The organism is Dactylosporangium sp. NBC_01737 (assembly GCF_035963215.1).
GTDB lineage: Bacteria > Actinomycetota > Actinomycetes > Mycobacteriales > Micromonosporaceae > Dactylosporangium.
Window position 1 is genome coordinate 7,739,759 of record NZ_CP109153.1, and the last position, 13,436, is coordinate 7,753,194.

Here is a 13,436-nt window from a genome sequence, read left to right on the forward strand (position 1 = left end):
CGGTTCACGCAGGCCGCCGCGAACGTGCTCAACGCGCTCGTCGACAGCGCGGCCACGTTCGGGCACGAGCCCGAGTTCCTGAAGCTCGGGCCGGTCGGGCGACTGATCAAGCAGGAGGTGGTCCGGCTCGCCGCGCAGGACGAAGACCACTTCGGGCAGGAGATCGTCGCCGGGCTCACCGACATGATCGCCGACGATGAGGCCGCCTTCTTCCCGAATCCGCACCACCGGCCGACGACGGGCGCCGTCGTCGATCGGCGGCGGATCGTCGCGGGACTCGACGCCGGCACCGTCCCCATCTTCGACGAGGTCGACGAGGGGCTCGACCCGCGGCACTTCACCCGCAGCGCCAGCGGCCTCGGCGACCGTGTGCGGGACGGGGCCGGATGCTTCCGCGGGCGCGAGGACGAACTGTTCACGCTCAGCGTGTGGTTCGCCGGTGCGGACCCGGCGCCCGTGCGTGTGGTCACCGGCAGCCCCGGCGCCGGGAAGTCGGCCCTGCTGGGGGTTCTCGTGTGTGCCGCGCACCCGGTGCTGCGGGTGCCGACGTCGTACATCTGGCGCCACGCCCGGCACACGCCCGACCCGATCGCGGGGCTGGCCGCCGTGCACGCCCGGCAGCGGACGCTGATCGACATCGTCGAGTCCATCGGCCAGCAGCTCTTCCCCGGCGCACGCCCGCCGCGCACCGTTGCCGAGCTGGTCGTGGCGCTGCGTGAACGGCCGGAGCCGCCGGTGATCGTCCTGGACGCGCTGGACGAGGCGATCGACCACCGCGGTGTCCTCGACGGACTTGTCCTGCCACTGGCCGCCGCCGTGCGGCCGGATGGGCGGGCGGTCGGCCGGCTGCTCGTGGGCACCCGCCCGTGGCCCGACTTCCGGCCCCTGCTCGACCTGGCCGCAGCGGCCGGAGGTCTGATCGACCTGGACATCGTCGATCCGGCGCAGCTGGCCAGGCACCTGGAGGACTACGTCATCGCGCTGCTGCGCTGGCACCCGCCGTACGACGGGGAGCGCTACGTCGCCGCACGCGGTCGTTTCGCGTTCAACGTCGCGCTCGCGCTCACCAGGGAGGATCATCGCGCCGACGAGCGCCGGTGGGGCGAGTTCCTGGTCGCCGGCCTGTACACCAATCACATCCTCGCGACCCACGACCCCATCGAGGACCCGGAGGAGGCGGCCCGGGCCGGCCTCGCGGTCCCGCATACGCTGCCGGACCTGTTCGAGCTCGACCTGGCCCGCCGGGGCGGCGCCGGCTCGTTGCGGGCCGTGCTGACCGCCTTGGCCCATGCCTGCGGTGAAGGTATGCCGGCCCACCCGGCCCGCCACGCGGCGGGCGTGTTCACCGGCGCCGGACCGCTCGGGTGGGCCGCGGTCGCGCGCGCCCTCGACGAGGGCTCGTTCTACCTGCGGCGGGCGACCGACGTGGACGGGACCACGCTGTACCGGCTGTTCCATCAGGGCCTGGCCGACCATCTCAAGGGTGCCGCCTCGCGCGAGGCGCAGGTTCTCGACGCGCTCGTCGCGTCCGTGACGACGCCGGAGGGGCGACGCTGGGACTTCGCCGAACCGTACCTGTTCCGCCACGTCATGCAGCACGCCGGCCGCGGTGCACGGCTGCTCGACCCCGAGTTCCTGCTGCACGCCGACCCGGCCGATTGTCCCGAGCATCCACTGCGCTGGCTCACCCGGGACCGCTGGCTCCAGATCATCGCCGAGGCCGGGCCGTCGCTGACCGCGCGAAGGCAACTCCTGGCCCTGGAGGCGGCCCGCACCAGCTTCCCGCACGCCGCTCGGGCGCTGTGCCAGCCGCCCGGTCAAGCCCCGATGCCCTGGCGCCCGATCTGGTTCGGCCCGGGCATGACGGCGGCGCACCACCTCGGCGACATGGAGGCCACGGCCTTCGGCGACGACCACGGCTACGTGTCGGTCCATCGGTGGTCGCGCCTCGACCGGCCGCTACCGCAGAGCAGGCACGCCGGGCACCCGGTCACGGCGTTGTGGGCGGGGCCGGTGGCCGGTATGCGCGTCGTCGTCGCCGGCTTCGAGGACGGGCGGGTCACCGTCACCGACGTCGAACGTCCGGTGCGCGAGCGGCACCACACCGGGCACACCCACCCGATCGCCGGCATCCAGGTGATCCAACTGTTCGACCGCATGCTCGTGCTGGCGGTCGACAGAACCGGGCGCATCTCGACGGCCGGCCTCACGACGATGCGGCCGGCGATGCTGGACGGCCCGCCGGTCCAGGACGCGGACCGCGTCGCCGTTGACCGGCTGCCGTTCAGGCTCGACGCGCCGGTCCGGTCGATCGTCGCGGCCGGCGCAGGTCACCTCGCCGTGGTGACCGGGAGCGGCGTCTACTTCTTCGAAAGCGCCTCCGCGCCTGTCCAGATCCCCGCCGGTGACGCCAAGATCCCGTTCAAGATCAGTATCGCGGGTGGATTCGGTGCCGGCAAGACAACCTTCGTCGGCTCGCTGTCGGAGACGACTCCGGTGACCGGCGAGGGCATCATGACGTCGGCAGGCGTGGAAGTCGACGACACCCGCAACGTGCCGGGCAAGATGACGTTGACGGTCGGCCACGACTTCGGCCGGACGACCGTCGGCGACGATTTCGTCCTCTATCTGTTCAGTGCCGGTGGTCAGAGACGGAACTGGTTCATGTGGGACGAGCTGGTCATTGGGAGCGTCGGCGCCGTCCTGTTGGTCGACACGCGGCGTATGGCCGACTGCTTCGCGTGGCTCGACTTCTTCGAGGACCGCGAGGTGCCGTTCGTCGTGGCGATCAACGCCGTCGACGGTGTCCAGCACCACCACCTGGACGATGTGCGCGAGGCGCTCGACCTGGACCCGGACGTTCCCGTGCTCGTCTGCGACGCGCGCCATCGCGGGTCCGCCCAGCGGGTCGTGGTCGCGCTCGTCGAGCATGCGCTGACCCGCAGGCTGGGTCGGGAGCGCTCGCCCGTGGACACCCCTCCGCGGAAGTCCCCGACCCCGGCACCGCTGCCCAGGCGGAAGGCAAGCCTCTGAATAGGGCACCTCGATAAGGTGCTCAGCCATGGATCCGCGCCTGCATCTCGCCCTGCTCGAACGCTGCTACGACGACGACACGGTCGAGGAGGTGCGGGAGCTGGACTGGGACGAGCGCTCCGAGCGCTACGACGACCTGCTCGCCGCCGCGGTCCCGGACGACGTCGACGTGGCCGTGTGGACGGACGAGGCGGACCTCTTCAGCGCGATCCCCGACGGTACCGACGAGCACGTCCGCTCGCTCGCCGGCATCGAGCGGTACCGGGACCTCACGACCGTGCACCTCGAATACTCCGAGGTCGACGACCTGACCCCGCTCACCGGCCTGCCCGCACTCGAACTGCTCTGGATCGGCGTCGCGGACGGCGCCGACCTCGGCCCGCTGCTGGCGTGCGAGCGGCTCAAGCGGGTCCACATCGAGGGTGCCGTGCCGTCCGGCGGCTGGGGCGTGCTCAGGGAGCTGGCCGCGCGGGGCGTCCACGTCGACGACCTGGTGCCGGGACGGGCGGGCGGGCTCGCGCCGTTCACCGACCCGATCCTCAAGCTCGTCGTGCTCAACGCCCTCGACGTGGCCGGGACGATCCGCCTGCCCGAGACGTACTTCTTCGACGACAACACGTTCGACGACGACAACCTCGACCGGCTCATGGCCATCGAGCTCACCCAGGAGCAGCTGGACAGCATCGAGTCCCTCTCCTGGGACCCGGCCGGCTCGCGTGACGCGATCTTCCTGGTCTGGCAGCAGTGGGACGGCGAGTCCGGCGAGTTCGACGTCACGGCGCTGGACGGCCTGGAGGCGCTGCGCAACCTCAAGGAGCTGCGGGTGGGCTGGCCGCCGTCCGCCGTCCCGGAGCCGCTGGCCACCGTCCTGCGGGACCGCGGCGTCACGGTGCGCTGACGTCATCCTCGCCCGGCGCCTGGTGCGTCGCCCGCCGCGGTTCGTACCAGGTGTCGCCGACGGGTTCGCCCGCCATGTTCCAGCTCCAGGAGACGGTCGGGGTGATGCGCATGAAGATGCCGGGGCCCACCATCCCGACGCGTTCGAAGGGTGCGGCGGCGTTGCCGTAGATCCGGATCGAACGGGTGATGAACGGGTCGAAGGACACCATGTCGTCAACCACGAGGGCGACCCGCTGATGACCGGCCCGGACGTTGCGGAACTTCCGGGTGTCCAGCACCGTCCGCCCGGAGCCACCGACCCAGATGAATGTCCCGTCGAATTCGAAGGCGACGGGGACCACGTCGGGCTGTTCGTCTGCGCCGAGCGTGGCGAGCCGTGCGATCGGTTGGGATCGCAGGTACGAGATTTCCTCGTCTGTGAACGACATTTGAGGTCTTTCTCCTTTGCGGCGGCGGCCGGTTCTGCTGTCCGTCAGATATGGCCGATGGGACGGACCGAACGAATCCGGGGATGAAATGACGACGTTTTCCGCAAGTGACGTTATGCACCCGGCGGACGAGCAGGCGCGGCGACATCTGGAATCGATGAGCGGGCTGCAGGGCGCCATCAAGGCCTACCACAAGAACTACAGCGAACGGTTGATCCGCAGCGGCCAGCTCGCCGAAACGCTGCGGCTGGGACCGAACCAGCTGCCGGAGATCTACCGGCTGCTGCCGCCGATCTGTGAGGCGTTCGGCATCGAGGAGCCCGAGCTGTTTCTGGCGCTCGGGCCGGTCAACGCCTTCACGACCGGCGCGACCAGAACCTCCATCACGTTGTGCAGCGGGCTGCTCGACCATCTCGCGCCCGACGAGATCGAAGCGGTGCTCGCGCACGAATGCGGGCACATCCTGTGTCAGCACATGCTGTTCCACTCGATGGCGCAGTTCCTCGAGCTTGCCGTCAACCTCGGCAGCTCCGCCAACATCCCGTTCGCCTCGGCCCTGCTCAGTCTCGGGTCCGGCCCGCTGCGCATGGCGCTGGGCAACTGGAGCCGCAAGAGCGAACTGTCCGCGGACCGGGCGGCCGCGGCGTACATGGGCAGCGCCGAGGCGATCACCCGCGTGATGTTCCGGTTCGCCGGCATCCGGCACGATTCCCGGTACACGCAGAACGTGCAGCCCTTCGCCGACCAGGCGCTGGAGTACGAGGCGCTGCGGGAGTCGAAGTGGGACCGTTTCCTGCAGTGGCAGATCGGCCAGTCCTCGACGCACCCGCTGCTGGCGGTGCGGGTCAGGGAGATCCAGAGCTGGGTCGGCACGCCGACGTTCGCCAACCTCGCGGCGCTGGCCGCGTCCGTGCGTGCGGCGGCCCGCTGCCACAGTTGCGGCGGGCGTACCCAGCCCGGCTGGAAGCACTGCCAGCGCTGCGGCACGACGCTCATCTACGGGGCGCCGGCCGCGATGGCCGGCCCGCCCGGTGCCATTCCCGGTCAGGCGGCGCCGCCGGCCGGGTCCGAGCCGGCGTGGCGGTGAACCGGCGATGGGTGTGTTCAAGAGCGAGCGGCGCTTCTGGCTCGACGGCCCGATCGACCCGGCGCCGATCGTCGGCGACGTGGCCCGGCACTTTCAGGAACGCAACTACCAGGTCGTGTCGCTGAAGACCGGGGCCGGCGCCTGGGACGTCGACGTCACCCGCTCCGGCGTGTTCCGCACCGTGCTGGGCATGCAGACGGCGCTGAAGATCCGGCTGGAGTGCGACGAGCAGGCGCTGGTCGCCCGCGCCGGCGTGGGGGTGCTCGGCCAGCAGGCGCTGCCGACGCTGATCTCGGCGTTCCTGTTCTGGCCGGTGATCGTCACCCAGGTGTGGGGCGTGGTCCGGGCCGCCCGCATGGACAACGACGCGATCATGGTGATCGAACGCAGCGTCGAACACCACAAGGCCCGGGCGCCCCTCACGGCGCAGTTCGGCGGCGTGCAGCCGGGCGGCGGTCGAGGCTGCGCGAGGTGCGGGCAGCGCAACGACGCCGGCAAGTTCTGTACCAACTGCGGAAGCCCGCTGCCCGTCGGCTGATCCTCTGCCGTCAGGCGTCGGTGAGCAGCACCGCCTGCAAAGCGGTGAGCAGGGCCATCAGGTCGGCCGCCGCGCCGCCCGCCGAGCGGGGGATGCCGTCGCCGAGGTCGACGTGGGTCGGCGGCACCCCCGCGGCGCTCGCGACCGCGCGGAACACGCGCCCGGGAAAGGCCCGGTAGGGCACGGCGATGACCACCGAACCGCGGTCCTTGTCCAGCCAGTACATCGCCGCGTCGGTCAGCAGCAGCGCGGCGCCGACCGGCAGCCGGCCGACGGCCAGTGTCTGCTCGCGGTCGGAGATGCCTGCCGCGTTGCGGATCGTCCGTTCGAGGTTGCGGATCGTCCGGTCGAGGCGGTTGGGCGCGGGCGGCGCGACATGCATGCCCGCGACGCCCGCGATGCGTGCCGCGACGACGTCGGAGATCAGGCCGGCGGCCGGCGGCCCGGCCGGTGACTGCGGCGCCGCCGGCATGTGCACGGGCCCGGCCTGGTACTGCGGAGCTGGTGGCAGCTGCACGGGCCCGGCCTGGTACGGCGGCACGGAGATGGGCGGTGCCGGCCAGGTGGGCGTCGGCGCAGGCTGTGGCGGTGGCGCGGCGGCGGGCCGGGGCGGCACCGGCGGCGGTGGGCCGGGTGGCGGCGCGGGGTGCGGGTGCGCCGGCCACGACATGGTCTGCGGCGGCTCCCACTGGCTGCTGGACGCCTTGGCGGCCAGCTCCGTCTCGGCCCGCATGATCAGCTCCGGGACACCCCGCGTCCCGGCGAGGATCTGCCGGGCCCGGTCGCCGTCCCGGTCGGCCCATCCGGACCGGTCCGCGGCGTCCCGCGCCGGCAGCAGTACCTTCAGGCCGGGCAGCTCACGCATCAGCTGCAGCGACTCGATCGGGCTCAGCCCACCGAGCCGGTGCCGGCACACGTCAGGGCGGTCGAGGTCGACCGGCGGGACCTGGCTGGCCAGGATCACCCGCGACCCGCCGCGGTGGCTGGTGACGGCGGCGATCAGGTCCGCCCAGCGTGGGTCGCGCCAGCGGCCTTCGGCGGTGAGCAGCCGCTCCAGGTTGTCCAGCACGATCAGCAGGCCCTGCCGCGTGAGCAGTTCGGTCAGGCGCGGAAGGTAGGCGTACAGGCCGGATCCGACCGCCTCGCTCATGGTGAACCCGGAGCCCTCCAACTGGCGCTCCAGCGAGTGGGCCAGCGAGCCGAGCGCGACGGCGAAGTCGTCCGGCGCCGACCAGTACGCGCAGGCACCGAACGTGTCACGGCGGCCGTATGCCAGCTCCAGCGCGCACGCGGTCTTGCCGACGCCTGCCTGCCCGTCGATCAGTACCGTCGTGAACGGGCTGCCCGCGGACAGCGCGCGGGCCGCGGAGGTCAGCACCGCGGTGCGGCCCACGAAGTGCTCCGGCTCCGGCGGGAACCCGGCCATCCGGGCCTGTGCCAGGTCGAGCCGGGGCTCGGCGGCCGGCGGCACCAGCGGCAACCCGGCCGCCGCCGCGCCGTGCAGCGTCGGGACGGCGATGGAGATGGCCGGACGCTCAGGCGTCGGGGCCGCACCGGCCGCTTCGGGCACCGCTCGGGCGACCGCGGCGGCGACGGAGAGCTCAAGGTTGAACAGGCCGTCGTACACCTCGCTGGCCAACGCGATGGCGTACTCGTCGCTCACGGGGAAGCGCATGGCCAGCACCGCGCAGTCGAGCTCGCGGGCGACCACCTGCGCCAGGCCGGTGCCGGCCCACCGCACCGGACCGACGTCCAGGTCGTCGAGGCCGGCAAAGTCCCGGCCGGCGGCGGTGGGGTCGAGCAGGGCCCACGTCGGGGCCTCGGGCAGGCCGGCGGCGGACTCGCACGCCGACAGCACCACCAGCTTCAGCTGGTGCTTCGCGGGCCGCAGCAGGTTGACCAGCTCGTCGGTGCCGACGAGGTCGGGCGTGCCCGTCTCCGATTCGAGCACCAGGCCACCCGCGGTGCCGTGCGCCGAGATGTGCAGGATGTCTGGCCCCTGGCGCTTCCACATCCGGTCGCGCAGCTGCTTGCGGGTCACACCGTACTGCAGGACGTCCAGGTCGATGGCCTTGCGCAGATTGGCCGGCAGGCCGCCGACGAACCGGCTCAGCGCGAACCGCTCGTGCCGCAGCGCCAGCGCGGTGGTCGCGGTCGGCTGACTGAACACCGCCAGCATCCGCAGGCTCTCACCGATCGGCCGCTTCTCCTGCGCCACGCCGCCGGTGCGGAAGATCAGCGCGATGTCGTCGTAGGCGGCCAGCGGAACACCGTCGACGTGCGCCAGTTCGAGCGGCCCCGGGTCGACCGGCGCCGCCGCCTCGACCCACACGACGGCCGGGCGCGCGGCCACGATCGCCCGGCCGATGCCGACCCCCAGCACCTCCCGCCCGAGCCAGCCCCCGACCTCGTCGAGAACCACCGACTCGGCGCCGCCCGCACGCCGCACGAAGTGGTACAGATCGACCATCGCGGCCGTCTCCCGCGCCGCCGGATCGAGCCGCACGGTGTGATCGTCAATGGTATTGCCGGCGGCGTCAGTCAACAGCCACCGCCACGCATACCGGCCGTCTGTGTCGATGGCCTTGAGGATCAGTTCCATCAACGACAACGTAGAGGACGGCAGCTCACCCGCGACACCCTACCGCCCCAGATCTGCCCGTCAGATACCGATGTGTGAACACACAGCCGAAGTGTCGTGGTCTGATCGAGGAGCATCCGGCCGATTCCCGCGCTTCCTGCCCGCGCACGACGTCGCCGAACGGGATGGCCGTTCCGCGAAGGCCGAGGGAACCGGTGACGGGGGTTGCTCCGTGTTTATCGTGACCGAGGTGGAAGGGCGGCGGGGACGGATGGGGTTGCTGTGGCCGGGCGGCAGGCGGGGCAGGGACGAGGACTTCGTCGCCTACTACGCCGCGCGGGGCACGGTGCTGCACCACACGGCGTACCTGCTGTGTGGTGACTGGCATCTGGCGGAGGATCTGACACAGATCACGTTCGCGAAGCTGTACCGGGTGTGGCACCGCCTGGAGCGGCACGACGTGCTCGACCAGTACGCGCGACAGGTGCTGCTGCGGGCATTCCTGGACGAGCGGCGAAGGCCGTGGCATCGGGAGCGGGCGACGCCGCCGGAGAGTCCCGACCTGGACGGGATCGTCGCGGATGCCGTGGTACCGGATGAGCGGCTGCTGTTGCAACGGGCGCTGATGCGGTTGTCGAAGCGGCACCGGGCGGTGCTGGTGCTGCGGTTCTGGGCGGACCTGTCGGTGGAGCAGGTCGCCGACGTGCTCGGGTGTTCGCCGGGCACGGTGAAGAGTCAGACGTCGCGTGGGCTGGCCGGCCTGCGGGCCTCGCTCGGCACCGACGGTCACAACGTGTTGCGCGAGACTCCTGGAGGGCTTCTATGAACGACGTCAAGGACATCTGCGACGAACTGCTGACCGCCTCGCCGCCGCCGCCGGACAGCGCGGTCGTGCTCGCGGGGGCCCGGCGGTCCGCGGCCCGGCACCGGGCCACCGTCGCGGCCGGGGTGGGGACGATGGTGCTGCTGGTCGCGGCCGGGGGAGCGTCATGGCGCTGCGCCCGGCACCGGTGGACGCGCCGGCGCAGCAGCCGCCGCCGGCCGTCGCCGCGCCGGCGACACAGTCCAGTGCGCCGGCGGTGAAGGACCTGCCGGCCGCGCGGGCCGCGTACACCCACGGCGCGACGATGCGCGGGCTGCTGCTGGCCGCTGTGCCGGCCGGCTACACCACAGCGGACTACCCGACCAGCTACGACAAGGACTTCGACCCGAACGCGGTGCTGCCGAACGCGAAGTTCCCCGCGCCGGCCAAGGGGCTGCTCAACGTCGCGTTCGGTGGTCTGATGCTGCAGGCCGGCGGCGGCGAGGGCATGCTCACCGCGTCGATCTGGGCCACCTCGTCGACGGGGCAGCTGGAGGAGTGCGTGCCGGGGTCGTGCGAGGTCGTGACCGTCGACGGGGTCAGCGTCGAGGTGCGCACCTGGTCCGACGAGGGCGGCCGGCACATCAGCGCCACCCGCCGCCTGACCGGAGGCTGGCTGTCGGTGATCGCCAGTCAGGGCCTGGCGACCGGCGGCACGGAGACCCCGCTGGACGGCGCCCAGAACCGGCACCCGAGGGTGAAGCCGGCGCTGCCGGTCCTACCGTTCACCACCCAGCAGATCGCGGCGCTCGCCCTCAACCCGGCGATGCTGCAGTTCCCGTAACGGGATCCGTCACCGACCGAGTTCTTCGACTTCGACGCCGGATTCGGCGAGGCCGTCCAGCAGCTCGGCCCAGAGCCGCTCCGCCGCCGCGCGGACCTCGGGGTCGAGGTTGCGGTGGACGACGAACTTGGCCTCGCCCAGCCCGATGCCGGTCGCGTCGGCAACGGCCTTGATCACCGTGACGATCTCGCCGGTGCGGTGCAACAGTTCCTGAGCCACCTGATCCGGGTCGGCGCCTGCCGCCACCAACCGCCGGGCCTGCTCCGTGAAGACCCGGATCCGTTCCTGCCACTCGTCCATGTCGGTCACGAGGGAAGCGTACCGACGGCGCGGGCGCATGAGCCGGAGTCCAGTCAGGTGATGGCGGGCGGGCCGAGGTCCAGGAACGCCCGGATCCGTGCGGCGATCGCCGGCCAGTCGGCGCCGAGCCAGACGAAATGGCTGTCGGCTCGGCTTTCGACGAGTTCGGCGCGGCGGATGGCGGCGGCGAGCGACTGGGCGTGGGCGAACGGGACGCCGCCGTCGGTGCGGGTGGCGACCACGAGGGTGGGCTGGTCGATGCGGGCGGTGACGTCGGGCGTCGGACGAAGGTCGTTGAGGAAGCCGCGGCCGGAGCGCATCTGCGTGAACAGCGCCAGCAACTTGTCACGGTCATGGGGTCGCAGCGCGGCGACGACGTCGTCGACCGGCCTGGTGGACAGGCTCCGCAGCATCGTCCGCAGACACCTGCCGGGTGCCCTGCGCGCGAGCGCGTGGATCGCGGCCCAGGTGAGGCGCTCGGTCGCGGCGCTGAACGCGAGGTGCGAGCCCAGGCGGGTCCACCGACCCGGATAGGGCAGCCATCCCACGGCGCTGACCAGGATCAGGCGCTCGACCAGATCCGGGTGCCGGGCCGCGAGGGTGGCGGCGGTGGGGCCGCCGCCGGAGATGCCGACGACCGCGGCGACCCGGTCGATGCCCAGGTGGGCGCACAACTCGCGGACCACGCCGGTGTACCGCTCGACCGACGTGCCGGTCGTCAGCGGCGTCCGGCCGTACCCGGGACGTGACGGCACGAGGATCGTGGCATCGGCGGCGGCGAAGCTCTCCTCGCCCACCGCCAGCCCGGCCCGGACGTGCCCGCCGTGGCAGATCAGCACGACCGTGTCGCCGCGCCGGTCGAGCCGGTACTCCATCTGGCCGGTCGGCAGGTGGGCGATTGCCGTCGGGCGGCTGGGTTCAGGCATCCGTGCCCCTCCGAACAGACCAGGCATGACCGTTCGTACCGGGCGAAGCCCCGCCCGTTTGGTGACGCATGATCACCGTGCGCCCTACAGTGCTTGCCATGCGTCGCTTGGTGCTCGCGGGCATTGCCGCGGTCGTGGTGCTTCTGGGCTCGCCGGGGTCGGCCCGGGCGGACGTGTCGATCCAGCCTACGGCCTTCCCGGTAGGTACGGTCGCTCCCCGGTTCACCGTCACCATCGATGGCATCGAGGTGGCCAACCCGGTGAACAAGCTGGAGCTGGCGATCTCGGCACCCGTGGCGGTGCTGCGGGTGAGCGGTCCGGCGGACTGGACGTCAGCGCAGACGAGCGGCACCATGTACACGCTGTCCGGGCCGGCGCGTAGCGGACGCATCGACGTCGACTTCTGGTTGTCCGAGTCGCCGGGCGGCCCCACCACGATCCTCGTCAAGGTGCTGGAGACCCACGTCGATGGTTGGGTCGTGCGCTGGATCGAGGAAGGAACCGGAGAACACCGGGCCGGGTCGCTCGCCGTGGTCGCAGCGGCGACGCAGGCCGCGGCAACGGCGCCCGCGGGCAGCGCGTCGTCGAGTGCCACCGACGGCGGCGGTGCCGGCAAGGGCTCGTCCATGCTGCCGTGGTTCGTCGGTGGCGGAGCTCTGGTCGCCGTGCTTGCGGTGCTGCTGCTGGTGCGCCGCCGCAGGCTGGAGCCCGCCCTCACGACGGCGCCGTCTTCTCCCGCGGCCGGCTCGCCGTTTCCAGCCACGCAACCGCCTCCTGCCCCGGCCGCGCCTGCCCCGGCCGCGCCTGCCCCGGCCGCGCCTGCCCCGGCCGCGCCTGTTCAGGCCGCATCACCCGCGCAGGCCGCAGTGTTGAGCGAGCCGGCTGCGGTCGATCCACCGGCCCAGCCGCCCGCCGTGCCTGCGCAGGCCGCACCGCCCGTGCAGGTCACGCAGGTCGAGTCCGGCGGAGGGCCACGGCTCGCGGTGGACTACGGGACGTCGAACACCGTCGCGTTGCTGCGGTGGGCCGACGGGCGGGTCCGGCCGCTGCTGTTCGGCTCGTCACCGGCCGCGACGCGCTCAATGCCGCCCGGGTCGAGCCCAGCGCCCACGAGCAGCATCCGAAGCGGCGGATCAACGAGGTCAGCGTCCTGCTCGGGGAGCGCGAGCACGACATCGCCGAACTCGTCGCGGCAACCCTGCGCAGCGTCGTCGACGAGGCGGTGCGGGTCACCGGGGCGCCGCTCGCCGCCGGCACCGTGCTCACGCACCCCGCCGCGTGGGGCACGATCCGCAAGGACATCCTCCTCGACGCGGCCGCGCGGGCCGGGCTCGCCGACCCGGTGCTGGTGCCGGAGCCGGTGGCGGCCGCGACGTACTTCATGGAGGTGCTCGGGCACGACCTCGCCCCCGGCCGGAGCGTCGTCATCTACGACCTCGGCGCCGGCACCTTCGACGCGACCGTCGTGCGCCGCGGCGACGAAGGTCTCGACATCCTCGCCGCCGACGGCCTCGACGAACTCGGCGGCCTCGACTTCGACGCGCTCGTCGTCACCATGGTCGGCGCCCAGGCCAAGGCGGCCGCCAGCACGGTCCCCGAGGGCTGGGAGCGGCTGTTGCACCCGCAGACCCCGGCGGAGCGACGGTTCGCGCGGCTGCTGTGGGACGACGCGCGGGCCGCGAAGGAGACGCTGTCACGACTGCCCGCGACGGGACTGTCGGTGCCCAGTCTGGACCTCGACGCGCACCTCACGAGGCAGGAGTTCGAGGTGGCGGCGCGCCCCCTGGTCGCGCGGACCGTCCGGGCAACCGCAGCGGTGCTGCGTGCCGCGCGGGTGCCGGCCGCCGACGTCGCAGGCCTGTTCCTCGTCGGCGGCTCGACCCGCATCCCGCTCGTGGCAACGCTGCTGTTCCAGGAGCTCGGGATCCAGCCGGTCGTGCTGGAGCAGCCGGAGACCGTGGTCGCAGAAGGCGCGCAGCGATGGGTCGCGAAGTAGT

General features: G+C 72.4%; 13 protein-coding genes. 8 read left to right on the forward strand and 5 right to left on the reverse strand.

All coding sequences use genetic code 11. From position 1 onward, the window contains the following. Nucleotides 1–2,394: 2,394 nt before the first annotated feature. Both OHA72_RS35335 and OHA72_RS35340 read left to right on the forward strand, forming a co-directional pair. Complete coding sequence (locus OHA72_RS35335) at nucleotides 2,395–3,033, forward strand: GTP-binding protein (protein ID WP_327011730.1); 639 nt, start codon at nucleotides 2,395–2,397, stop codon at nucleotides 3,031–3,033. Nucleotides 3,034–3,061: 28 nt separating this feature from the next. Further along, nucleotides 3,062–3,931, forward strand: a complete 870-nt coding sequence (locus OHA72_RS35340) for a DUF6892 domain-containing protein (protein ID WP_327000385.1) — start codon at nucleotides 3,062–3,064, stop codon at nucleotides 3,929–3,931. Here OHA72_RS35340 and OHA72_RS35345 read toward each other — a convergent pair. After that, nucleotides 3,918–4,361, reverse strand: a complete 444-nt coding sequence (locus tag OHA72_RS35345) for a PPOX class F420-dependent oxidoreductase (RefSeq protein ID WP_327000386.1) — start codon at nucleotides 4,359–4,361, stop codon at nucleotides 3,918–3,920. The two genes, OHA72_RS35340 and OHA72_RS35345, sit on opposite strands and share 14 nt — an antisense overlap. A gap of 157 nt (nucleotides 4,362–4,518) precedes the next feature. On the opposite strand from OHA72_RS35345, the gene OHA72_RS35350 reads away from it, so the two are divergent. Together OHA72_RS35350 and OHA72_RS35355 are read left to right on the forward strand one after the other, a co-directional pair. Further along, nucleotides 4,519–5,448 carry a M48 family metallopeptidase gene (locus OHA72_RS35350; RefSeq protein WP_327000387.1) on the forward strand — a complete coding sequence of 310 codons (930 nt, stop codon included), beginning with the start codon at nucleotides 4,519–4,521 and terminating at the stop codon, nucleotides 5,446–5,448. Between the two features lie 7 nt (nucleotides 5,449–5,455). Beyond that, nucleotides 5,456–5,986 (forward strand): hypothetical protein, encoded by a 531-nt coding sequence (locus tag OHA72_RS35355; RefSeq protein ID WP_327000388.1) that lies wholly within the window; start codon nucleotides 5,456–5,458, stop codon nucleotides 5,984–5,986. A 10-nt stretch (nucleotides 5,987–5,996) separates the two neighbouring features. Here OHA72_RS35355 and OHA72_RS35360 read toward each other — a convergent pair whose 3' ends face one another. Continuing rightward, a complete protein-coding gene (locus OHA72_RS35360) occupies nucleotides 5,997–8,588 on the reverse strand; it encodes a CHAT domain-containing protein (protein WP_327000389.1) in 2,592 nt (863 codons plus the stop codon). A 220-nt stretch (nucleotides 8,589–8,808) separates the two neighbouring features. Between OHA72_RS35360 and OHA72_RS35365 the strand changes: the two genes are divergently transcribed. The 3 genes from OHA72_RS35365 to OHA72_RS35375 are packed head-to-tail and all read left to right on the forward strand — an operon-like array spanning nucleotide 8,809 to nucleotide 10,213. After that, nucleotides 8,809–9,393: a SigE family RNA polymerase sigma factor gene (locus OHA72_RS35365; protein ID WP_327000390.1), complete on the forward strand. Its 585-nt coding sequence runs from the start codon at nucleotides 8,809–8,811 to the stop codon at nucleotides 9,391–9,393. Further along, a complete protein-coding gene (locus OHA72_RS35370; protein ID WP_327000391.1) occupies nucleotides 9,390–9,650 on the forward strand; it encodes a hypothetical protein in 261 nt (86 codons plus the stop codon). Before OHA72_RS35365 ends, OHA72_RS35370 begins: the two co-directional genes overlap by 4 nt. Continuing rightward, nucleotides 9,647–10,213 (forward strand): hypothetical protein, encoded by a 567-nt coding sequence (locus OHA72_RS35375; RefSeq protein WP_327000392.1) that lies wholly within the window; start codon nucleotides 9,647–9,649, stop codon nucleotides 10,211–10,213. The genes OHA72_RS35370 and OHA72_RS35375 overlap by 4 nt, the downstream gene beginning before the upstream one ends. A gap of 9 nt (nucleotides 10,214–10,222) precedes the next feature. On the opposite strand, the gene OHA72_RS35380 is transcribed toward OHA72_RS35375, so the two are convergent. Genes OHA72_RS35380 through OHA72_RS35390 form a run of 3 tightly spaced genes read right to left on the reverse strand, consistent with a single transcriptional unit; the run spans nucleotide 10,223 to nucleotide 12,067 of the window. Next, nucleotides 10,223–10,522 (reverse strand): hypothetical protein, encoded by a 300-nt coding sequence (locus OHA72_RS35380; protein ID WP_327000393.1) that lies wholly within the window; start codon nucleotides 10,520–10,522, stop codon nucleotides 10,223–10,225. A gap of 44 nt (nucleotides 10,523–10,566) precedes the next feature. Further along, nucleotides 10,567–11,439 (reverse strand): alpha/beta fold hydrolase, encoded by an 873-nt coding sequence (locus tag OHA72_RS35385; protein ID WP_327000394.1) that lies wholly within the window; start codon nucleotides 11,437–11,439, stop codon nucleotides 10,567–10,569. Continuing rightward, complete coding sequence (locus tag OHA72_RS35390) at nucleotides 11,432–12,067, reverse strand: hypothetical protein (protein WP_327000395.1); 636 nt, start codon at nucleotides 12,065–12,067, stop codon at nucleotides 11,432–11,434. The genes OHA72_RS35385 and OHA72_RS35390 overlap by 8 nt, the downstream gene beginning before the upstream one ends. A gap of 393 nt (nucleotides 12,068–12,460) precedes the next feature. On the opposite strand from OHA72_RS35390, the gene OHA72_RS35395 reads away from it, so the two are divergent. Beyond that, the gene (locus OHA72_RS35395) at nucleotides 12,461–13,435 is read left to right on the forward strand and encodes an Hsp70 family protein (RefSeq protein ID WP_327000396.1); all 975 of its coding nucleotides are present in this window, start codon (nucleotides 12,461–12,463) and stop codon (nucleotides 13,433–13,435) included. Nucleotide 13,436 lies beyond the last annotated feature (1 nt).

Bases quoted from the DNA above. Each gene is read 5' to 3' on its own strand.
- OHA72_RS35345 (WP_327000386.1), bottom strand. From the start codon at position 4,361: ATGTCGTTCACAGACGAGGAAATCTCGTACCTGCGATCCCAACCGATC.
- OHA72_RS35355 (WP_327000388.1), top strand. From the start codon at position 5,456: ATGGGTGTGTTCAAGAGCGAGCGGCGCTTCTGGCTCGACGGCCCGATC.
- OHA72_RS35340 (WP_327000385.1), top strand. From the start codon at position 3,062: ATGGATCCGCGCCTGCATCTCGCCCTGCTCGAACGCTGCTACGACGAC.
- OHA72_RS35370 (WP_327000391.1), top strand. From the start codon at position 9,390: ATGAACGACGTCAAGGACATCTGCGACGAACTGCTGACCGCCTCGCCG.
- OHA72_RS35385 (WP_327000394.1), bottom strand. From the start codon at position 11,439: ATGCCTGAACCCAGCCGCCCGACGGCAATCGCCCACCTGCCGACCGGC.
- OHA72_RS35390 (WP_327000395.1), bottom strand. From the start codon at position 12,067: ATGGACGAGCCCTTGCCGGCACCGCCGCCGTCGGTGGCACTCGACGAC.
- OHA72_RS35360 (WP_327000389.1), bottom strand. From the start codon at position 8,588: ATGGAACTGATCCTCAAGGCCATCGACACAGACGGCCGGTATGCGTGG.
- OHA72_RS35350 (WP_327000387.1), top strand. From the start codon at position 4,519: ATGAGCGGGCTGCAGGGCGCCATCAAGGCCTACCACAAGAACTACAGC.